This window comes from Arthrobacter sp. S39, from assembly GCF_004320525.1.
GTDB lineage: Bacteria > Actinomycetota > Actinomycetes > Actinomycetales > Micrococcaceae > Arthrobacter.
In genome coordinates, this window is the sequence record NZ_SIHX01000004.1 from 97168 (window position 1) to 118354 (window position 21187).

Here is a 21187-nt window from a genome sequence, read left to right on the forward strand (position 1 = left end):
TGCAGCTGGCCTAAGCGGTCATGAGCAGCGCGGCCGCCAGGCCCAGCAGTGCTATCAGCAGCCAGGCCGCCAAGGCAGCGAGCAGGGCACGGCTTCCGGTGTGCAGGAGCGTGCGGATCCGGACGGCTGACCCCAGCCCGAACAGCGCGGCCCCCAGCAGGATGTCCTGGAGTGCGGCGCCGGCGTCGAGGATCCCGGGCGCCAGCCAGCCGCTGGACCGCAGGACAACCATGGCCACAAAGCCGAGCACAAAGAGCGGAACCACGGGAGGCAGGCGCCCCGGTTCCGGTGTTGCCAGCGACCCAGGTGCGGCGGCGGCTGCCGCCTTCCCGGCTGCACGCGCCGCGCTGAAGCGCTGGTGGAGGCCCGCCGCAGCAACGACGGGTGCCAGCAGCAGCACCCGGGTGAGTTTGACGACGACGGCGATCCCCAGTGCCGCCGTCCCGGCGGTCTGTGCTGTGGCGACTACCTGTCCGACGTCGTGCACGGAGGCCCCGGTCCAGGCCCCGAATGCCAGGGGAGTGAGCTGCAGCGGCTGGACCAGCAACGGCAGGACCCCGATGGCCAGGGTTCCGCACAGCGTCACGAGTGCCACAGGCAGCACCGTGTCCACATGCCGGATCCGGCGGACGGCGGCCATGGCGCCGATGGCCGACGCGCCGCAGATGGAAAAGCCGGTCGCAATCAGGAGGGACGTCTGCGCCGGCAGCCGGAAGAGCCGCGAGATCACGTAGGTGCCGGCGAAACTGGCCGCCACCACGCCGGCGATCAGCAGCAGGGCCAGCCAGCCCAGGCCCAGCACGTCCATGATGCTGACCTTGAGCCCCAGAAGCACAATCCCGCCCCGCATCAGGTGCTTTCCGGCGAAATCGAGTCCCGGCCTGGCACGCCCGGCCACCCAGACAGCAGTGCCGGGAAGGTTCGCCGCGAGCAGGCCAAGGACCACGGCCAGTGTCATGGCGGGCAGGACGGGCACCAGGCGGTGGATGCCGAAGGCAGCGGCCAGCGCCAGGGCGGCAGTCAGCAGGCCCGGCAGGAGTCGGTCCTTTCCAAGTGGCACTCACCTACTTTGCCGGATAGGACACGGATTCCACGAACCGGCAGCAGCAGTCCAACACGCCACAATGGATGGCAGTAATGATTTCGAAACAAAAAGATGGTTGGCTAAAGGACATGTCAGACCTATTCCAGGATTACTCCGAGGCCGCCGGGCGTACCGGCGCCTACGACGAGATGTTCGCCCCCGGCCAGGAAGCACGCGAGTCGTACGGCCAGGTGGCCGATGCCCTCCGCAAGCTCTCGCTGGCCGATGTCAGCGCCCGGGCTGACTCGATGGCGCGGACGTTCCTTGACCGCGGTGTGACGTTTGACTTCGCGGGGGAGGAGCGGCCCTTCCCCCTGGACATCGTTCCGCGCGTCATCCCAGCGGATGAGTGGACGGTGCTGGAACGGGGCGTGGCCCAGCGGGTCAAGGCCCTGGAGGCCTTCCTCAACGATGTCTACGACAAAATGGCTGTCGTAACCGATGGCGTCATCCCGCGCCAGCTCGTCACCACCAGCGCCCACTTCCACCGGCAGGTGCAGGGCTTCGAGCCTGCAGGCGGCGTCCGCGTCCACATCTCCGGCATCGATGTTGTCCGCGATGCGGCCGGCACTTTCCGCGTTTTGGAAGACAACGTCCGTGTGCCCTCCGGCGTGAGCTACGTCCTGGAGAACCGCCGCGCCATGGCCAAGGGCCTGCCCGAGGCATTCGGCCAGCAGCTCATCCGTCCCGTCGAGGAGTACCCGCGGCGGCTGCTGTCCGCGCTGCGCAAAACCGCACCGTCCGGCGTCGACGACCCCACCGTGGTGGTCCTGACCCCCGGCGTCTTCAACAGTGCCTACTTCGAACACACCCTGCTGGCCGGCCTGATGGGTGTTGAACTGGTGGAGGGCCGCGACCTCATCTGCCGCGGCAACCGCGTGTACATGCGCACCACCGCCGGCGAGCAGCGCGTGGACGTGATCTACAAGCGCATCGACGACGAATTCCTGGACCCGCTGCAGTTCCGCGCAGACTCCATGCTGGGCTGCCCGGGCCTGGTCAACGCGGCACGGGCCGGCGGCGTCACCATCGCCAACGCGGTGGGCAACGGCGTCGCCGACGACAAGCTCGTGTACAGCTACGTTCCGGACCTGATCCGCTACTACCTCAGCGAGGAGCCGATCATTGCGAACGTGGATACGTTCCGGCTTGAGGAAAAGGACGCCAGGGAGTATGTCCTGGACAACCTGGCCGAACTCGTGGTGAAGCCCGTGGACGGTTCCGGCGGCAAGGGCCTGGTCATCGGGCCCGATGCGTCCAACGACGAACTCGATGCCCTCCGCAAGCGGGTCATCGCGGATCCGCGCGGCTGGATCGCACAGCCGGTGCTGCAACTGTCGACCGTCCCAACTCTGAGCGGCGACAAGTTCGGCCCGCGCCACGTGGACCTGCGCCCGTTCGCGGTCAACGACGGCGACGACGTCTGGGTCCTCCCCGGCGGGCTCACCAGGGTGGCGCTCAAGGAGGGTTCACTGATCGTGAACTCCAGCCAGGGCGGCGGATCCAAGGACACCTGGGTGCTCGCGGACTCGCCCCAGGTTCCGGTGGAAACCATTCCACGGCCGTCGATTGCCATCCGGGAACGCGTCTCGGTCTGGCCAGTGGAAAGCAACTGGCGCGACCGCCAGTCGGAGCAGCAGCAGTGACCCGGGCATCTCTCCCGGCAGTAATTACCCACCAGATTCCGGACGCGCAGGAGGTAGCCACGAATGCTTAGCCGTATTGCTGAGTCCCTTTTTTGGATCGGCAGGTATGTGGAGCGTGCAGACGGCACGGCCCGCATCCTGGACGTGCACCTGGAGCGCCTGAACCACCTGCCCATGGAGGAGCGGCGCAGCGTCGCACAGGAACTCCTGGCAGTGATGGGCGCCCGGCCGCAGAGCGAGGACTTCGGCCTGCCCGAACTGCTCCACGCCCTGGCGTACGACAAAACCAGTGCCACCTCGATTGCCGGATCATTGGGCGCCGCCCGGGAGAATGCCCGCCGAGCGCGGGAGACCGTGTCCTCCGGCCTCTGGGAGAGCCTCAACACCACCTATTATGGGCTGAGCCAGCACCGCAAGGACGTGGTGGGCACCTACCGTTTCTGCAACTGGACGCTGGAACGTACAGCCATGGTCAGCGGCCTCGCCGACACCACCGTGAGCCATGACGAAAGCTGGCTGTTCCTGGTGCTGGGCCGTTCCCTCGAACGCGCCGACATGACCGCCCGCATGCTCTCCACCCGGGATGTCCTCTCCGCAGGCATGTCCTGGGTGAACATGCTCCGGTGTGCCGGAGCCTACGAATCCTTCCTGCGGACCCGGCGGGCGGCCTTCGGCGACCAGCACGCAGCCGAGTTCTTGCTGCTGGACAGGCTGTTCCCGCGCTCCATCGTGTACGCCCTGCGTGACGCCGACGAGTGCCTCGCCAAGCTTGATCCTTCCGCCCAGCGGGTGGGCTTCATCAACGACGCCCGCAGGATCGTGGGGCAGGCACGCACCTTCCTGGAGTTCCACCGGACGGACGACCTCATGTCCGAACTCCCGGAGCACATGGAGCGCGTGCAGAAGGCCGTTTCGCAGGCGTCGGACGCCATTTCCCGTAAGTACTTCAATCAGGCGGACGAACTGGCCTGGGTGGGAGAAGTTTCATGACCCGGCTGAGCATCATCCACAAGACCGCCTACAAGTACAACAAGCGCGTCACCCTGTCCTACAACGAGGCCCGCATGACCCCGCTCACCGACCCCCAGCAGGTGGTCCTCGAGTCGGTACTCAAGGTCTCGCCGTCGCAGGCGGCCGTGAGCAGCTACCGCGACTACTGGGGCACCCGCGTGACGGCCTTCGACATGCAGATGCCCCACGACCACCTCGAAGTCATCTCCAACATCACCGTGGAGGTCCACCGGGCGGAAAGAATCCCCGCGGAAACCGACATCGCCGGCTGGGACGTTCTGGCGTCAGCCGAAACCCTGAACACCTACAGTGATTGGCTGCCGCAGTCCCTGCTCAGCGGTCCGGGCGACGAGGTGTTGGGAATCATTCCAGGTGTTGTGGAGGGCAAGAACCCGCATGAGGCGGCCATGGCCATCTTTGAATGGATGCGCGGCGAAATGACCTACATGTCAGGCTCCACCGCGGTGACCACCAACGCCGAAGAAGCGTGGGGGCAGCGGCAGGGCGTCTGCCAGGACCTGGCGCACCTGGCCATCGGGGCCCTCCGCAGCTGCGGAATCCCTGCCCGCTACGTGTCCGGTTACCTTCACCCGCGTTCGACGGCGGACATCGGCGAGACGGTGGCCGGCCAGTCCCACGCGTGGCTGGAGTGGTGGGACGGCCAATGGCGGAGCTGGGATCCCACCAACCACAAACCGGCCGGCGACTATCACGTCACCGTGGCCAGGGGCAGGGACTACCGCGACGTACCGCCGCTGAAGGGCATCCTGTCCGGCGGCGGCGGATCGGCGCTGAGCGTCAGCGTGGAGATCACGCGGCTTGCATAACTGGCATCAGGCCGGGCCGGCAGGCCCGGCCTGATTGCTTTCCGCCCTATTCCGGCGACGCCTTGACCGCGCCGCTCAGCTGGGTCCACCAGGTCATCGGGGCGGTCACCTTGAACCGCCGGCCGGTGATGGTCCCGGGCGTCACCCGGACAAACGTGTCTTTCCTGCCGGCCTGCCACGGGAACAGGTAGAGCGCCGCCGTATCCAGGATCTGCTCGGTTCCTGTCACAGCGGCCGCGGCGCCCTTCACCACCACGCTCCAGGCGAGTCCTGTCGCGGCGTCCACACCGTCCGCTTCGAGTGCCACCTGTTCGCCGCCCGTGGCACCGGCAAGCTTGGTTCCCTCGCCCGTGCGGAACACCAGCGTCCCGCCGTCCACGGTGTAGTTGATCGGGAAGATGTCCGGATGGCCGTCCGCCAGGACAGCCAGCCGGCCCACGGACACGGTCCGCAGCAGTGCCCAGCATTCGTGGTTTTCCAGGTTCTGGACTTCTGAAGAAGATGGTTCGTTGCTCATGCCGCTGAGCTTACGCCCGTGCCGGGGCCCGGGACAGGGACTACCAGGGGCTGGGCTTGTAATCCTTCAGGAAGACGCCGTACTGGTCCTCGCCCTTCTCGCCCATCACAATGGGGTCGTACACGCGTGCGGCACCATCCACCAGGTCCAGCGGAGCGTGGAAGCCTTCCTCCATGAGCCGGACCTTCGTGAAGTGCGGGCGTTCATCGGTGATCCAGCCGGTGTCCACTGCGGTCATCAGGATGCCGTCCGTGTCCAGCATTTCCTGGGCACTGGTCCGGGTCATCATGTTCAGGGCCGCTTTGGCCATGTTGGTGTGCGGGTGCCCCGGGCCCTTGTAGGCCCGGGAGAACTGGCCTTCCATGGCGGAGACGTTGACGATGTACTTCCGGTGCGCCGTGGACCGCTTCATGGCATCGCGCAGCCGGCTCACCAGCAGGAACGGGGCCGTCACGTTGCAGAGCTGCACTTCAAGCATTTCCAGGGGATCCACTTCGTCCACCACCTGGGTCCAGCTGTTGATGGTGGCCAGGTCGGGGACCAGCCCGCCGGCGTCGATCGCTGTCCCGGAGGCGATGCGCTCCAGCGAGGCAGAGCCTGTGGACAGCGCCAGCGACGTGATCGCATCCCCGGCAAGGACGGGATGGTCGGTGACGCTGCTCGCCAGGGCGAGCGGGTGCTTGTCGTGTGCATGGCCGAACGTCAGCAGCACCGGACCCCCGTTGGCTGCCTCCAGCGCGGCGGGCAACGGTTCATCCTCTGCGTCCACCAGCGGCTTGTAGGCATTGCCCGAGCGGCGGACTGTCTGCGCAGCGTTATTGATGATGATGTCGAGCGGACCGGCTGCGCTCAGCGAATCCGTCAATGCCATGACCTGGGACGGGTCGCGGAGGTCGATGCCCACAATCTGGAGCCGGTGCAGCCACTCACCGCTGTCCTCCATGGCCGCGAAGCGGCGCGCCGCATCCTTGGGGAATCGGGTGGTGATGGTGGTGTGCGCCCCATCGCGCAGGAGGCGCAGGGCAATGTACATGCCGATTTTCGCCCGCCCGCCGGTGAGCAGCGCCCGGCGGCCGGTGAGGTCCGTGCGGGCATCCCGTTTGCCGTGGTTAAAGGCGGCACATTCGGGGCACAGCTGGTGGTAAAAGGCGTCCACCTGGGTGTAGTGCTGCTTGCAGATATAGCACGGGCGGGAACGGATGAGGTGCCCGGCGATGTCTCCCGTGGCCGATGTCGCCAGCTTATTGCCCCGGGTTTCGTCATCGATGCGGTCCGGCGCCGCTGTGGCCGTCTGGGCGAGGACGGCGCGGTCGGCTTCTGAGATGAGGTCCCGCTTGGTGACACGCCGGTGCCGTTTGACGGCTTTGAACATTTTCCCGGTAGCGCGCCGGACCGAGACGTAGTCCGGGTGTTCCTCGTCATAGGCGTGGATGGTGTTTAAAACCTTGAGGCAGGCCTGGATTTCCTCAGGCGTCAGATCGGGGGAGCTCATTGTACCGATTTTACAGCCTGTGGAGATCCGGCCTGCCCGGACGGAATAGTGCGTACTTCTAGGTGCGGCTTGCCTCAGAGGCCTTGGCCACGCCCGCGTGCACCTCAGCCACCTGCTCCACCGATTCACGGAGGTCAGGGTAGTTGGCGGTGGCCGCCTTGACGGCGTTGGGAACCAAGTGCAGGTTCCTGGCGGCGAGGGCACGTTCCTCCTCGCCCGGCTCAGGTACGTTCTGTCCCTTGGACAGGACAGTAATCCCGGACTCGGTGACTTTGAAGCCGCGGGCGCGGTCCAGGTCCGCATCGAGCCCGATGGCTGCCCCTGCGGGTACCTTGACGTTCTTGTCGATGATGGCCCGCTTCACGACCGCGCCTGCACCGATGTTGACCTTGTCCATCAGGACCGAATCGATGACCCTGCTGCCGGTCCCCACGAAAACGTCGTTGGACAGGACCGAACCCTCCACCACGCCGCCGGAGATCACGACGCCGTTGGCGACGATCGAGTCCAGGGCGGTACCCACCGTGTCCTTCTCGCCGCGGACGAACTTGGCCGGCGGGGAGATGCTCTGGCGGGTGTACATGGGCCACTCGGAGTTGTACAGGTTGAACACGGGCAACGGCGAAATGAGGTCCATGTGCGCGTCGTAGAACGAGTCGATGGTGCCGACATCGCGCCAGTACGTGCGGTCACGCTCGGTGGAACCGGGGATGTCATTGAGGGTGAAGTCGTAAACGCCCGCCTGGCCCTGGTTGACGAAGTAGGGAATGATGTCGCCGCCCATGTCGTGCTTGGTGTCGAGGCGCTCCGCGTCCACGTGGAGTGCCTCTACCAGGGCGTCAGCGTCGAAGACGTAGTTGCCCATCGATGCGAGGAACTGGGTGGGGTCAGCGGCCAGTCCCGGCGTAGTTGCCGGTTTCTCCACAAACGCGGCAATCTTCTGCGCGTCGTTCTGGTCCACTTCAATCACGCCGAACTGGTTGGCCATGCTCAGGGGCTGGCGTACGGCTGCCACAGTGGCCTTGGCGCCGCTCAGGATGTGCTGCTCCACCATCTGGGCAAAGTCCATGCGGTAAACGTGGTCGGCGCCGACCACCACCACGATGTCCGGGTTGGCGTCGTGGATCAGGTTCAGGGACTGGTAGATGGCGTTGGCGCTGCCCAGGAACCAGCTCTTGCCCACACGCTGCTGCGCCGGGACTGATGCCACGTAGTTGCCGAGCTGGGTGGACATGCGCCACGTTTCGGAAATGTGGCGGTCAAGGCTGTGTGACTTGTACTGGGTCAGTACAACGATCTGCAGGTAACGCGAATTCACCAGGTTGGACAGCGCAAAGTCGATGAGGCGGTAACTGCCGGCAAAGGGCACACCCGGTTTAGCGCGATCTGCCGTCAGTGGCATCAGCCTGTTTCCCTCGCCGCCTGCGAGGACAATGGCCAGGACTTTTTTGTTCAACGGCATATTTAGTCGCTCCTGTACGCCTTCGTAACTCCCCAAAACAGTCCGGCATGCCCGGACCCCTTCACACTAGAACAGATACGCCGGAAGGACTACCTTGGGTAGCGTGCGAATAGACATTGTGACTAAAGAGTTCCCGCCGGAGATCTATGGAGGCGCCGGAGTCCACGTGGCCGAATTGAGCAGGGTGCTTAGTAAGCACGTTGACCTGCAGGTTCGTGCTTTCGGGGCACCCCGCGACGCCGACTACCACGGTGCCGGGGTGACGTCGTATTCCGTGCCCGAGGACTTGGGCTCGGCGAATGCGGCTGTCCAGACGCTGGGGGTGGATCTTCGGATCGTGCCGGACATCGAGGGCGCCGACCTTGTCCACTCGCACACCTGGTATGCCAACATGGCCGGACACTTGGCGTCCCTGCTGCACGGCATCCCGCACGTGCTCAGCGCGCACAGCCTTGAACCGCTGCGGCCGTGGAAGGCCGAGCAGCTCGGCGGCGGCTACGCCCTGTCCTCGTGGGTGGAAAAGACCGCCTACGAAGCCGCAGCCGCCATCATCGCCGTTTCGGAAGGCATGCGCCAGGACATCCTGCGCAGCTACCCGGACGTGGACCCGGCCAAGGTCCGCGTGGTCCACAACGGCATTGACGTCGAGATGTGGCACCGCGACGAAGGCGACGACGCCATCCGCGCGCTCGGGATTGACCCGGACAAGCCCAGCGTGGTCTTCGTAGGACGCAACACGCGCCAGAAGGGCGTTCCGTACCTGTTGCGCGCCGCAGCGAAACTGCCGGCCGACGTCCAGCTGGTCCTCTGCCTCGGAGCGGCGGACACCCCGGAGCTCGCCGCCGAGACGGCCCGCCTCATCGAGCAACTCCAGGGCCAGCGGACGGGTGTGGTCCTGATTGAACGGATGCTGCCCCGGAACGAACTCATCCAGGTCCTCAGCCACGCAACCGCGTTCGCCTGCCCCTCAATCTACGAACCGCTCGGCATTGTGAACCTGGAAGCCATGGCGTGCGGCGCTGCCGTGGTGGCCAGTGCCACCGGCGGCATACCGGAAGTTGTCCAGCACGGCGAAACCGGCCTGCTGGTGGATCTTGAACAGGTCACCGACGGCACGGGAACCCCGCTGGATCCGGAGAAGTTCGTCACCGAATTCGCCGCAGCCCTGACCGAAGTCGTCTCGGACCCGGAGCGCGCCCGCGCCATGGGCCAGGCCGGCCGCCGCCGCGCCGAGGAGCACTTCTCCTGGGAATCCATTACCGAAACAACCCTCGAGGTTTACCGCTCAGTCCTCGCCTGAGGCTGGTGATAAATAACGACGGCGCCGCTCCCCACGTGAGGGGAGCGGCGCCGTCGCTATTTCAGGACAGGGCAGCGAAGCCGGCTCAGCCGCCGGCTTTACGTGCCGACGCGGCGGTGCGCGCGAGGAGTACTTTTTCTTCCACGGGGGACTGGCCGCTTGCGCGCTGGGCCCGAAGGTATTCCCGGGCCTCGTCCTGCCGCGCCTTTTCCGCGCCCGTCGCGATCGCGGCCCGGATGTGGTCCGGGCCGTAGCCGAACGCGTCTACGAGGTCCACCGCGTGCGGGCGGATCTTGACCAGCAGGCGGTTAATGTACTCGCCCACGGTTCGTCCGCGCTGCATGGAGAGCCTGCCGTTCATGAGGTACCAGGCCAGGTTCTTCTCGATCAGCGACAGGCCGAAGAGGTCCCGCAGCCACGTCAGGACGGTCTTGGTGCCGGGATCGGCGACGTCCCGGAGCGCTTCAGTGAACGCTTCCCACTGCAGCAGTTCGGCATGCGCCTGGGCGGCCTCGATCAATTCGTTCTGGTGCTGGTTGAACAGCGCGGCGCCCTTGTCCTGGGGCAGCCGGCCGGCGCCCTTCAGCGCCGATCCCACGTCCGCCACCATGGTCTGCACCCTGTCGGTCAGGAGCGCGCGCTGGCCCTCCTCGTCCCGCAGGGCAATCGCCGCCTTCTGCACGGATCCGGTGTCGGCCATGAACTGGGCAACCTGCCGCAGGCCCGTGCGGTGAATGGCCACGCCCGTCGCCTGGCCCACGACATAGCGGGCAAGCACGCCAAAATCGACGTTCCGGAACTCCTTGGCGTAGTCAGCCAGCAGCCGTTTTGCCACGAGCTGGAGCAGCACCGTGTTATCGCCTTCAAACGTGGCGTAGACATCAAGATCGGCACGGAGCGACGCGAAACGGTTTTCGATCAGGAAGCCGGCGCCGCCGCAGGCCTCGCGGCATTCCTGCAGCGTGTCCAGCGCATGCCAGGTGCTGAGCGGCTTGAGGGCGGCGGCGAGCGTCTCCAGGTCCTGGCGGTCCTCGTCTGTGTCGTGGGCACCGGAAAAGACGTCGTCGAACTTTTGCAGCAGCTGCTCGTGGGCAAAGCCGGCCGCGTAGGTGGTGGCCAGCCGGGTGAACAGACGGCGCTGGTGGCGCTGGTAGTCGAGGAGGACTTCCTCGTCGGTGTGGGACGAGGCATTGAACTGGCGGCGCTCGGTGGCGTACTGGATGGCTGCCTTAAGCGCGATCTTCGAAGCAGCGACGGCGGCCCCGTCGAGTGAAACCCTTCCCTGGACCAGGGTGCCGAGCATGGTGAAGAACCGGCGCCCCGGGCTGGCGATCGATGAGGTGTACGTGCCATCGGCGTCCACGTTGCCGTAGCGGTTCAGCAGGTTCGTGCGGGGGATGCGCACGTTCGTGAAGTGCAGGCGTCCGTTGTCGATTCCGTTCAGGCCGCCCTTGACGCCGTCGTCCTCGCCGCCGATTCCCGGCAGGAACTCTTTGCTGGCCGGATCACGCAGGTCGACGTAAAAGGCGTGGACACCGTGGTTGACGCCCCCAGTCACGAGCTGGGCGAAGACCACGGCGCCCAGCCCGTCTATGGCGGCGTTGCCGATGTAGTCCTTCCACGCAGCACGGAACGGGGTGTGCACCACAAATTCCTGGGTTTCCGCGTCGTACGTTGCGGTGGTGGCGATGCTGGCAACATCCGAGCCGTGGCCCGTCTCGGTCATCGCAAAGCAGCCGGGTATGTCCAGGTTCATGATGCCCGGGAGCCACTTGGCGTGGTGCTCTTCGGTGCCGAGGTGCATCACGGCCGACCCGAACAGTCCCCATTGGACACCCGCCTTGATCTGCAGCGAAGGGTCCGCCGTGACCAGTTCCTCAAAACCGGCGATGTTGCCGCCATGGTCGTCCGCGCCGCCCAGGGCGGCGGGGAAGGCGCGGTGGACGGCTTCGTTGTCCACGAGGTACTTCAGCTGGCCGAAAGTGCGCGCCCGGTGGTCAGTGTGCGTCAGGCCTTCCGTTTTGTGCAGCACAGGGCTCTCGGCAAGCCGGCGTGCCTGCCTGCGGATGCCGGCCCATTTGCCCAGGAGCTGCTCACCCAGGGCGGCGACGTCGACGGCGGGATCGGCGTGGGCGGGCCGGGTGCGGAAGGGCGTCGCTGGGTTTGCCTGGCCGGCGGGGCGGTCCACTACTTCAGTCATGTCAATGTCCTTCGTTGGTTCTGACAGGTGGGGTTGGGGAATTCTCGAAGATGGTTTCGCCGGAGCTACGGCGATTCTGCGGGGGAAAGCTCAGGGGCTATTCCCACGCACAGCCAGGCCGTGATCTGGCGTGCCATGGTTTCCTGATCGGGCTTTGCCGGCGAGTCCGGTGTGCTGAGCCACTGCTCCCCGGCGTTGCGGACCAGGCCGATCGCGGCCGTGGGCCAGTAGCCAATCACCGATTCCTTGCCGTCGCCAAGATGCGCGCGCATTGGCGTGGCGATCATCTCCGCGATGGAGTCGAAAAAATGACCGAGGGCCCCCGAGATGGCTGCTGAACCTTGGGGGCCGTCCGCCTCGCCGGCAGCGTGCCGCGTCACGAAGCTGTAGACGCTGGGACTGGTTTCGGCCATCTGCAGGTATGCGGACACCATCGCAAGCAGCCCCTCGCGGGGAGTCTGGGCACTCTGGGCGGCTTCCCGGATACGGCGCTGCATCTGGCTGAGGACCACTTCGCCCACGGCCTGCTGGAGACCCGCCTTATCTCCAAAGTAGCGGTAGAAAACCGACTTTGAGGTGGCGGCTGCGGTGGCAATCTCTTCCATGGAAGCGTCGCTGCCGAGGGCATGTACGGCCCGGCGCGCGGACTTGATCAGTTCCCGGCGGCGTTCCTCGCGGTGGCTTTGCCAGCGGGCGGAGCGGCCGTCCGCACCTGCACTGACCGCACGCTCATTTGCCTGTGTCTGGGGATTGTTCACGATACCCAGCGTATCAGGTACGCTGGGTATCGGTAACAGACCAGAATCAGAGGAGACACCGATGTCCGTCGAGGGACAGTCCGTCACAGGACCCCAGGAATCCAGCACCCCGGTTGCCACCGCAGCCGTTCCGACGCCCCGCAGGGCCGTGGTTGTGGGCGGAAACAGGATCCCGTTTGCACGGTCCGGCGGCGCCTACACCAAGTCGTCGAACCAGGACATGCTGACCGCCGCACTGGACGGCCTCATTGCCAGGTTCGGTCTCCAGGAGGAACGGATCGGCGAGGTCGCTGCCGGCGCCGTCCTCAAGCACTCCCGCGATTTCAACCTGACGCGTGAAGCAGTCCTGGGATCGGCACTGTCCGCCGAGACGCCGGCCTACGACCTGCAGCAGGCATGCGCCACAGGGCTGGAAACCGTCCTCGGCCTTGCCAACAAGATCAAGCTCGGCCAGATCGACTCCGCCATTGCCGGGGGAGTGGACTCCGCATCCGACGCCCCGATCGCCGTGAGCGAAGGCCTGCGGCAGGTGCTGCTGGACCTCAACCGGGCCAAGACCCTTCCACAGCGGCTACAGGTACTGAGCCGGTTGCGGCCCAAGGATCTTTCTCCCGATGCCCCCAACACGGGCGAGCCGCGTACAGGTCTGTCCATGGGTGAGCACCAGGCGCTGACTACCGCCCAGTGGAATGTTTCCCGCGAGGCGCAGGACCAGCTGGCGTTCGCCAGCCACCGCAATCTCGCCGCTGCCTATGACGCCGGGTTCTTTGACGACCTGATGACGCCTTACCGGGGGCTGACGCGGGATTCCAATCTGCGGGCCGACACCACCCTGGAGAAATTGGCCACGCTGAAGCCTGTCTTCGGCAAGAGCCTTGGCGCAGAGGCCACAATGACCGCCGGCAACTCCACGCCGCTGACAGATGGGGCCTCCACCGTCCTGTTGGCCGCCGAGGAATGGGCTGACGCCCACGACCTCCCCAAACTTGCGGCCGTTGTGGATGGTGAGGCGGCCGCCGTCGACTTCGTCCACGGCAAGGACGGGCTCCTGATGGCTCCGGCATTCGCCGTGCCGCGGCTCCTCGCCCGCAACGGACTCACCCTGGCGGACTTTGACTTCTACGAGATCCACGAAGCCTTCGCGGGAACAGTCCTCAGCACCCTCGCCGCCTGGGAGGACGAGGAGTTTGGCCGCACCCGGCTGGGCCTCGACGGAGCTTTCGGCACGATCGACCGCACCAAGCTGAACGTCAACGGCTCGTCCCTGGCAGCAGGCCATCCCTTTGCCGCGACTGGAGGCCGCATTGTTGCCTCGCTGGCCAAGATGCTCCACGCCAAGGGCAGCGTGGACGGACGGCCGGCACGTGGCCTCGTCTCCATCTGCGCCGCAGGCGGCCAGGGCGTCGTCGCAATTCTCGAAGCACTGTAGGGGGACCGGATGACCGACAAATACACCCAGTTCGTGAACCGGGGCCTGGGGAAGAACGTCGCAAAGAAGCTGGGCCTTCCGCAGCCGGCGATCCTTCGGCGCTACCAGCCGGGCCAGCCACTGATCACCGGCCCAATCCTTGTCCAGGGCAACACCGCCGGCGCGGACGCACTGGCGGCCAGCCTCCTTTCCTGGGACCTGGATGTCCGGCGGCACGCCGTGCCGCGCGAAAAGCTTGGCGCCATTGTCCTGGTCCTGGATGAACTGGACGGGCCCCGAGACTTGGAGGGACCGGTGCTCGCGGCAGCCTCCTCCCTGCGGGACCTTGCCCCCAGCGCCCGTGTCATTACCGTGTCCCGACCGGCCGGCAGCAGTAAGAACCCCTCGCAGGCCGCTGCCAGGCAGGGCGTGGACGGCTTCCTGAGGTCGCTGGCCCAGGAGCTCCGCGCGGGCGCAACGGGCAACGGAATCCTGCTCGCCGACGGGGTTACGGCAACAAGCCCCAGCGCGCTGGCGGCAGTGCGTTTCCTGCTCTCGGGCCGTTCAGCCTTCGTGGACGGTCAGTTCCTGACGGTCAGCTCCGCTGAAGGCCGCCTGCCGGCAGATTTCGCAAAACCCCTGGCAGGCAAGGTTGCTGTTGTCACCGGCGCAGCCCGTGGCATCGGCGCAGCGATCGCCAGGACCCTCCACCGCGACGGTGCCACCCTGGTGCTTGTGGACATCCCCGCAGCAGGAGACCACCTGGCAGCGGTGGCCAACGAGGTCCATGGAACAGCGCTCCAGCTGGACATTGGCCGCGAGGACGCGGGCCAACGGATCATCGAACACGCACTGCAGCGGCACGGCCACCTGGACATCGTGGTCCACAACGCCGGCATCACCAGGGATAAACTCCTGGCCAACATGGATCACGCCCGCTGGTCCTCCGTCATCAACGTCAATATTGCCGCCCAGCTCCGCATCAACGAGGCCCTCCTCGCCTCCGAGCACTTCCGCAACGCACCGCGCATCGTCTCGGTGGCCTCCACCAGCGGCATTGCCGGCAACCGCGGCCAGACAAATTACGCCGCATCCAAGGGCGGGGTGATGGGCATGGTGCGCGCCTCGGCGCCCCTGCTCGCTGAACGCGGCGGAACCATTAATGCCGTGGCACCGGGGTTCATCGAAACCGACATGACGGCCAGGATCCCGGTGGCGCTGAGGGAAGCCGGCCGCCGGCTCAACTCGCTGCGGCAGGGCGGCCAGCCCACCGACGTCGCCGAGGCCATCGCCTTCCTGGCGAGCGGTGCCGCCGGCGGCATCAACGGCGGAGTGCTGCGGGTCTGCGGACAGAACATGGTGGGGGCATGACCACGGTCCAGCCAGTCATCCTCGGCGAGATGCCGTCCCTCTCCAAGCTCTATGTCAACGCAGCGGCACAGGCAGCCCGCCGCCGGGTACTGGGATCCCACGACGGATCCGACCTTCCGGAGGCGAGCCACGAAGTCAGGGGAGTGACTCCCGACGTCGGCAACCTCACCGCATTCCAGCACCTCATCGGCGAGACGGCCAGCGATGTCCTGCCGGCGGGCTTTATCCACGCCCTCGCGTTCCCGCTTGCCATCAGCGTGATGAACCGGGACGATTTCCCCTTGCCCCTGCTGGGAATGATCCACCTCAGCAACCATGTTGAACAACGGTCGCCGGTCCTGTTCTCGGAACGGCTGGACATCACGGCGCGTGTGGAGAACCTGCGGGGCCACCGTTCAGGGACGCAACTGGACGTGGTGGCCGAGGTGCGGGTCACGGGATCGCCCAGGATCCGGTGGCGCGGAGTCTCCACTTACCTGGCCAAGGGCGTATTCCTGCCGGGCATCGACAAACCCTCGCCAGTGGCCAGCAGGAGTGACTTCAAAGTTCCCGATCCGACGGCGCTGTGGCAGCTCGGCGTTGACACCGGACGGGCTTACGCTGCCGTATCCGGCGACTTCAACCCGATCCACCTCAGTGTCCTGTCCGCCAAAGCGCTGGGCATGCGGCGGTCCATCGCCCATGGCATGTACCTGGCGTCGAGGGCGCTGGCCGACGTCGGAGCGGTAAAGGGCGATTCGTTCAGCTGGCATGTTGATTTCGAGGCACCGGTGTTCCTGCCGGGACGCGTCGCCCTGGACATCAGCACGGTGCAGCTTCCCGGTGGAACATGGCAAAAGTCGGAATTTGTGGCCTGGAACCCCCGGTCCGGGCGCCGGCATTTTGCCGGTGCGGTGGCCGCACTCTAGGGTGCCGGACGCACGGCGCGCAGGATCCGGTGCAGGCTCAGCAGGATCGATTCGGAAGCGGTCACGGTGCCTTCGTCCGGGTCGCGTTCGGCCGTGGCGGCCATACAGGCTTCCACGGCCGTTTCCGCGGCGGTGAACTTCCTGTGCTCGGATTCCGGGTCTTCAGTGTGGAATGAACGCAGCAGCTCTCCAGTGGCGCTCATGGCGTCCGCCAGCGGCCCGCTGTCCTGGAACGGAACCGTGTAGGGGGCTTCGTCCTGCCAGATGACATCGGAGAGGACCTCGGTCATGTCCTGGATGTGGAACGTCACCCGCTCGAGCTCTCGCAGGTTGCGGTAGTCCAGATCCACGTCCCTGGGGTGCAGCCGCCGCCGCGGGTTGGCGCGGCGGCTGGCATCCGCTTCCTGGACCAGGTGCCGGACAGTACGCGCCGCCGTGGCGAGCTCATCCGAGCGGCGGGACCAGTCATCATGCTCCGGCGGCCACTTTTCCTTGAGGGCCGCACCCATGTCGGCCAACTGCGTGCCAAGGGCCAGCCGGAGCTCGTCCAGGCTGGCGGCCGCGGCGTTGAAGTGCAGCGGAGGAAACACCAGGAAATTCACGGCAATTCCCACAGCCACACCCACACCCATCTGGATCAGGTAGCCGAACGAAAAACCGTCCGGATTGCTGCCGCCCACCAGAAGGACCAGCAGGGCCGCCGTCGGAATCCAGTCCCGCCCGGAACCCAGGCGGGGGAGCCCGGCGAGCAGGACGCCAATGCCCATAAAGACGGCGACGCTCACTGGTGACGGGTCCGTGACGTTGACGAGCAGGAATGCGAGTCCGATTCCTATGGCCAGGCCCACGAGTGTCTGAAGGCCCTGCCGGACGGAACCGGCAACGTTGTGGTACATCGATACCAGGGCGCCCAGGGGTGCGTAATACGGGTACTCCGCAGCAGTTCCCGGCATGTAGGGGGCAATGAAAAAGGCCAGCCCGGCGGCAAGCGCAGCCTTGGCAGCCAGCTGGAGGCGCTGCAGCGTAAACGCCACCGCAAGGCCCTTGATCGCCTGGCGCAGGAACTGTGTGCCCCTTGCCAGCCGGGCCGCACGCGGCTTTTGAGTATCACCCATCCGCCCCACCTTAGGGGCAGGGTTCCGCTACGACAAGGTGGCGGCGGCGCACCGGACCGCAGCGGCCAGCCGGTGGGCTTTGCCCGGGGTGCGGCCGTCCTCGGCGCGCTGGGGAATGTAGCCAAAACCAAGTCCGTAGGACGGGTCCGCGAAGCCGAGCGCAGCGTTGGCGCCTTCATGGCCGAAGGCGCGGTGGCTGCCGAAATTCCGCGACGGATGGGGCTTCATGAACACCACGGCAAAGGCGTTGTCGAGCCCGGAGGAACGGTCCAGGCCCCAAACCTGCTCCTGGGACATCACGTCCACCGTCTCCGGCGAAAGCAGCGCCGGGCCGCCGCCGATGCCGGTTGTTGCCGCCGCGTACAGGCGTGCAAGCCCTTCCGCCGAACCGACACCGCCGGCCGCGCTCATGCCGGCCGCGCGCACCGGCCGCCGGTTGGGCAGTTCCATGATGGTGCTCACGGCTGCATTGCCGTTAAGTCCTTCAAGGCTCAGGGGATCCAGCCATGGCTGCTGCGGGTCGGCGTCGTAGAGGACATCGCGGTAGCGGCCATCAAGCGCTTCCGGCAGCCCCAGGAAGAAGTCGACGCCGAAGGGCCGCCGGATGCGGTTCTCGTACAGGGACTGCAGCGTCTGTCCGGCCACGCGCCGGCAGAGTTCCTCCATCACGATGCCGATGGTAATCGCGTGGTAACCGAAGCAGCTGCCTGGACGCCACGCCGGCGCTGTGGCCGCGAGCCGGGCGGCGGCCCCCGGCGTGGTGAACTCCTCCAGAGCGAAGCCGCCCTCGACTCCGAGCACCCCGGCCTGGTGGGACAAGGCCTCACGGACGAGGAGCCGGTCCTTGCCGTGCTGACCGAAGTCCGGCCAGTAGTGCGCCACAGTCTGGTCGAGGTCCAACAGTCCGTCCTGGACCAAGAGGGCGATCACCATCGCGGCCACGCCCTTGGAACAGGAGTAGGCGCCGGTGATGGAATCTGCGGCGATCAGGGGACCGCCGGTCAGGTCAACAACCTTGGTGCCGTGCCGGTAGGCAGCCAGCTGCGCGCTGTAGTGCCCGTCCTCGGCCAGGAGGGATTCGAACAGGTCACTAACGCCCTCGAAACCGGGCGCCACAAAGCCATGGGAAATCTGCATGGCCTCAGCTTAGCCGCTTAGAAAGCGCTTTCCAGCCCGCCAGGGCCGTGCCCCGCTGCCACTTCTTCGCCGGACCGCACCGGACCCGGGGGAGTGCCGTCTCCGAATGGCCGCCCGCCCAGGGATTCCCGGCCGTGAGCATCGAGCCAGCCCGAAAGGTCCGGCCCGTTCGGCACGATACCGGTGGGGTTGATGTCCCCGTGCACGAGGTAATAGTGCTGCTTGATCTGGACGAAGTCGATGGTGTCGCCAAAGCCGGGGGTCTGGAACAGGTCACGGGCATAGCCCCACAGCGCGGGCATTTCGGTGAGTTTCTGGCGGTTGCACTTGAAGTGGCCGTGATAGACGGCATCAAACCGGGCCAGTGTCGTGAACAGCCGGACATCCGCCTCGGTGATGGTGTCTCCCACAAGGTATCGCTGGCTCGAGAGCCGCTCTTCAAGCCAGTCCATGGCGGTCCATAGCCGGGTGTAGGCGTCGTTGTAGGCTTCCTGCGAGCCAGCGAAGCCGCAACGGTAGACGCCGTTGTTGACCTCCGTAAAGACGCGTTTGTTGACTGCATCGATTTCGGCGCGGAGGTCTTCCGGATACAGCTCAGGGGCGCCTGGCCGGTGGAATTCGGTCCACTCGGTGGAGAAGTCGAGGGTGATCTGGGGGAAGTTGTTCGTCACAACCGCGCCGGTGGCAACATCGACGATCGCGGGGACTGTGATGCCCCGTGGGTAGTCCGGGAAGCGCCGGAAATAGGCAGTCTGGATGCGTTCGATGCCCAAGACCGGGTCCACGCCACCGGGGTCGAGGTCGAAAGTCCACGAGCGGGCGTCATGCGTGGGGCCGGGCTGGCCGAGCGAGATGGCTTCCTCGAGGCCCAGGAGCCTGCGGACTATGACCGTCCGGTTTGCCCACGGGCAGGCCCTCGCCGCGATGAGGCGGTACCGTCCTGCCTCAACTGGCCAGCCCGGCTCGCCGTCGGTGCCGGGCCTTCCGTCACGGGTGATCCGGTCCTCGATGTAGTTGGTGTCCCGGGTGAACCCGGCACCGCTGGTGACATAAGCGCCGAGGGTGCTGTGATCCGCACCGTCCCCGGTGCCGCTGGTTTGCTGCCCTGTTCCCGTTTCCTGGCTCATCTGAACACCCTAGGCTCCAGCGACGAGAATCGCCGAGATGGGCTGCCAGGCCCAGAACCAGGACGCCGAAACAATCACGATGAACAAAGCTATCCAGATAAAGGACGGCACGGACGTTGAACGGTAGAGGAGAAAGGCGTCGGAGCTGGCCAGCCTGTCCCGGCGGCGTAAATGCACGTGGATGAGTTTGATGACGTCGCGGACCGCAGCCACCAACAGGGCCAGGCCAAGGGCGATCGCCACATGGCCGGTAAAGGCATGGGGAACGAAGAGGACCAGCACGGCGCCCGAGGCAGCGGCGGCCGTGGTGATGAGGAAGCCAGCCAGGTTGCGGATGAAAAGGAGCGACGTGAGCAGGACCAAGGAGCCGACAGTCAGCGCAGCAGGTCCCCAGCCGTTGAACCCGGACCAGACGAGCGCGGCCCCTGTCAGCGCCGGAACCGGGTAACCCCAGAACCCGGACCACACGGTGGCCAGCCGGCCCCGGCTGTAGCTTGTGGTTGTCCCCGAGTGGTCCAGGCTGAGCCTGATCCCGCCGAGCCGTTGTCCGCTCATGAGGGCAGCGAAGGCGTGACCCAATTCATGTGTTGCGGTGGCCAGCAGGCCAAAGTACCGCCATGTGGCCTGTGGAACGGACAGCGCCGTTGCGATCAGGAGGATCAGGGTCAGTTCACCCAGGGAGACATCGGGGAGGGCCGTCCGGTTGAAAGCTTCAACAAGACGCTGCCAGAGTTGGCCGGGCAGGGAGTTCACGCGCCGCCCGCCGGAAGGTAGTCATAGTGCGTCATAGCCCTCTACGGTACTAGAGGGCAGTGGACCTGCCCGCGCCCCGGCCTGGGGCGTGCTACGAATCGAGGAATACCGTGTCCACTTTGAAGGAACAACTGCACGCTGACGTGGTGATGCACATGAAGGAGCGCAACAAGACAGCGCTCACGACGGTGCGCAATGTGCTGGGGGAGATCGAAACCCGCGAAAAGTCTGGGAAGACGCCTATCGTGCTGGACGACGCACAAGTGACGTCCCTGCTGCAGAAGGAAGCGGCCAAGCGGCGTGACACCGCGCGGATCTATACGGAGGCGGGCGAACCCGACCGCGCCGCGGCGGAAATCGCCGAAGCCGGGGTCATCGAGGCCTACCTGCCAAAGGCGCTGACGGAAGCGGAGGTGGAAGCGATCGTGGATGGGGTCGTCGCGGAGCTTACGGCCGCGGGCCAGGCGCCAGGGATGCGGCAGATGGGCGACGTCATGAAACCGGTGACCGCGAAAGTGGCCGGCCGCTTCGACGGCAAGGCCGTAAGCCAGATGGTTCGCAGCCGGCTCGCTTAACACGAAAGGCACGTCCACGGTTTCCGTGGGCGCGCCTCATCGTATCCAGGTGCGCCAGCCGAAGCGGGCGCGAGTGGGTGTTCGTCGTGCTGGTATCAGCCTTCGCAGTCCGTGCAGTAGCTGTGTCCGTCTTTCTGCCGCGCGATCTGCGAGCGGTGGCGGACCAGGAAGCAGGAGTAGCAGGTGAACTCGTCGTCAGCCTGGGGGATGACCTGGACGATCAGCTCCTCGGCAACGAATTCGCCTCCCGGAACGCCTGCGCCGTCCAGTCCGTCAGCTTCATCAAGTTCCAGCACAACGCTGCGGGCGTCCGGTGCATTCGCGGACTGGAGCGCCTCGAGTGAGTTGTCCTGCGATTCCTTGACGTCGGAGCGGAGTTCGTCGTAATCGGTTGCCACTTAGGTGTTTCTCTTTTCTTTGGTTCAGTCTGTCGCGTATGCAACGTACAGCATGGCGCTGGTATTCCCCAACGGGCTAACGCTCCACTACACGTGTG

General features: G+C 66.0%; 19 protein-coding genes. 8 read left to right on the top strand and 11 right to left on the bottom strand.

From position 1 onward, the window contains the following. Positions 1-10: 10 nt before the first annotated feature. Positions 11-1060, bottom strand: a complete 1050-nt coding sequence (locus EYS21_RS09515; protein ID WP_131132970.1) for a putative sulfate exporter family transporter — start codon at positions 1058-1060, stop codon at positions 11-13. 113 nt (positions 1061-1173) lie between these two features. On the opposite strand from EYS21_RS09515, the gene EYS21_RS09520 reads away from it, so the two are divergent. The 3 genes from EYS21_RS09520 to EYS21_RS09530 all read left to right on the top strand — a co-directional run bounded on the left by EYS21_RS09520 (position 1174) and on the right by EYS21_RS09530 (position 4568). Further along, on the top strand, positions 1174-2730 hold the full coding sequence (locus tag EYS21_RS09520) for a circularly permuted type 2 ATP-grasp protein (protein ID WP_131132971.1): 1557 nt from the start codon (positions 1174-1176) through the stop codon (positions 2728-2730). Positions 2731-2793: 63 nt separating this feature from the next. Continuing rightward, the gene (locus tag EYS21_RS09525) at positions 2794-3720 is read left to right on the top strand and encodes an alpha-E domain-containing protein (protein ID WP_018761308.1); all 927 of its coding nucleotides are present in this window, start codon (positions 2794-2796) and stop codon (positions 3718-3720) included. Continuing rightward, complete coding sequence (locus EYS21_RS09530) at positions 3717-4568, top strand: transglutaminase family protein (RefSeq protein ID WP_131132972.1); 852 nt, start codon at positions 3717-3719, stop codon at positions 4566-4568. The genes EYS21_RS09525 and EYS21_RS09530 overlap by 4 nt, the downstream gene beginning before the upstream one ends. Positions 4569-4614: 46 nt before the next feature. Here the strand turns inward: EYS21_RS09530 and EYS21_RS09535 are convergent, their stop codons facing one another. The 3 genes from EYS21_RS09535 to glgC are packed head-to-tail and all read right to left on the bottom strand — an operon-like array spanning position 4615 to position 8039. Further along, entirely contained in the window at positions 4615-5085 is a 471-nt protein-coding gene (locus tag EYS21_RS09535) for a pyridoxamine 5'-phosphate oxidase family protein (RefSeq protein ID WP_131132973.1), read from the bottom strand. A 40-nt stretch (positions 5086-5125) separates the two neighbouring features. Continuing rightward, a complete protein-coding gene (locus EYS21_RS09540; protein WP_131132974.1) occupies positions 5126-6577 on the bottom strand; it encodes an SDR family NAD(P)-dependent oxidoreductase in 1452 nt (483 codons plus the stop codon). A gap of 58 nt (positions 6578-6635) precedes the next feature. After that, positions 6636-8039 (bottom strand): glucose-1-phosphate adenylyltransferase, encoded by a 1404-nt coding sequence (gene glgC, locus EYS21_RS09545; RefSeq protein ID WP_131132975.1) that lies wholly within the window; start codon positions 8037-8039, stop codon positions 6636-6638. A 103-nt stretch (positions 8040-8142) separates the two neighbouring features. On the opposite strand from glgC, the gene glgA reads away from it, so the two are divergent. Then, positions 8143-9339 carry a glycogen synthase gene (glgA, locus tag EYS21_RS09550; protein WP_131132976.1) on the top strand — a complete coding sequence of 399 codons (1197 nt, stop codon included), beginning with the start codon at positions 8143-8145 and terminating at the stop codon, positions 9337-9339. 85 nt (positions 9340-9424) lie between these two features. Here glgA and EYS21_RS09555 read toward each other — a convergent pair whose 3' ends face one another. Together EYS21_RS09555 and EYS21_RS09560 are read right to left on the bottom strand one after the other, a co-directional pair. Then, a complete protein-coding gene (locus EYS21_RS09555) occupies positions 9425-11539 on the bottom strand; it encodes an acyl-CoA dehydrogenase (protein WP_131132977.1) in 2115 nt (704 codons plus the stop codon). A 65-nt stretch (positions 11540-11604) separates the two neighbouring features. Then, positions 11605-12297, bottom strand: coding sequence for a TetR/AcrR family transcriptional regulator (locus EYS21_RS09560; RefSeq protein ID WP_242633364.1), 693 nt, complete (start codon positions 12295-12297; stop codon positions 11605-11607). Between the two features lie 61 nt (positions 12298-12358). Here EYS21_RS09560 and EYS21_RS09565 point away from each other — a divergent pair, with 61 nt between their 5' ends. Genes EYS21_RS09565 through EYS21_RS09575 form a run of 3 tightly spaced genes read left to right on the top strand, consistent with a single transcriptional unit; the run spans position 12359 to position 15984 of the window. Then, positions 12359-13726, top strand: coding sequence for an acetyl-CoA C-acetyltransferase (locus tag EYS21_RS09565; protein WP_131132978.1), 1368 nt, complete (start codon positions 12359-12361; stop codon positions 13724-13726). A gap of 9 nt (positions 13727-13735) precedes the next feature. Beyond that, positions 13736-15076, top strand: coding sequence for a 3-oxoacyl-ACP reductase (locus EYS21_RS09570; RefSeq protein WP_131132979.1), 1341 nt, complete (start codon positions 13736-13738; stop codon positions 15074-15076). Next, positions 15073-15984, top strand: coding sequence for a MaoC/PaaZ C-terminal domain-containing protein (locus EYS21_RS09575; RefSeq protein WP_131132980.1), 912 nt, complete (start codon positions 15073-15075; stop codon positions 15982-15984). Before EYS21_RS09570 ends, EYS21_RS09575 begins: the two co-directional genes overlap by 4 nt. Here the strand turns inward: EYS21_RS09575 and EYS21_RS09580 are convergent. From EYS21_RS09580 to EYS21_RS09595, 4 genes are all read right to left on the bottom strand, one after another. Beyond that, positions 15981-17033 carry an FUSC family protein gene (locus tag EYS21_RS09580; RefSeq protein ID WP_242633378.1) on the bottom strand — a complete coding sequence of 351 codons (1053 nt, stop codon included), beginning with the start codon at positions 17031-17033 and terminating at the stop codon, positions 15981-15983. The genes EYS21_RS09575 and EYS21_RS09580 overlap by 4 nt on opposite strands. 93 nt (positions 17034-17126) lie before the next feature. Continuing rightward, positions 17127-18236 (bottom strand): serine hydrolase domain-containing protein, encoded by a 1110-nt coding sequence (locus EYS21_RS09585; RefSeq protein ID WP_131132982.1) that lies wholly within the window; start codon positions 18234-18236, stop codon positions 17127-17129. Positions 18237-18253: 17 nt separating this feature from the next. Then, entirely contained in the window at positions 18254-19363 is a 1110-nt protein-coding gene (locus tag EYS21_RS09590; protein ID WP_131132983.1) for a glutathione S-transferase C-terminal domain-containing protein, read from the bottom strand. A gap of 9 nt (positions 19364-19372) precedes the next feature. Continuing rightward, positions 19373-20116, bottom strand: coding sequence for a M50 family metallopeptidase (locus EYS21_RS09595; protein WP_131132984.1), 744 nt, complete (start codon positions 20114-20116; stop codon positions 19373-19375). Between the two features lie 110 nt (positions 20117-20226). Between EYS21_RS09595 and EYS21_RS09600 the strand changes: the two genes are divergently transcribed. Continuing rightward, entirely contained in the window at positions 20227-20691 is a 465-nt protein-coding gene (locus tag EYS21_RS09600) for a GatB/YqeY domain-containing protein (protein WP_131132985.1), read from the top strand. A gap of 95 nt (positions 20692-20786) precedes the next feature. Here EYS21_RS09600 and EYS21_RS09605 read toward each other — a convergent pair whose 3' ends face one another. Then, entirely contained in the window at positions 20787-21089 is a 303-nt protein-coding gene (locus EYS21_RS09605; protein WP_131132986.1) for a DUF4193 domain-containing protein, read from the bottom strand. Positions 21090-21187 lie beyond the last annotated feature (98 nt).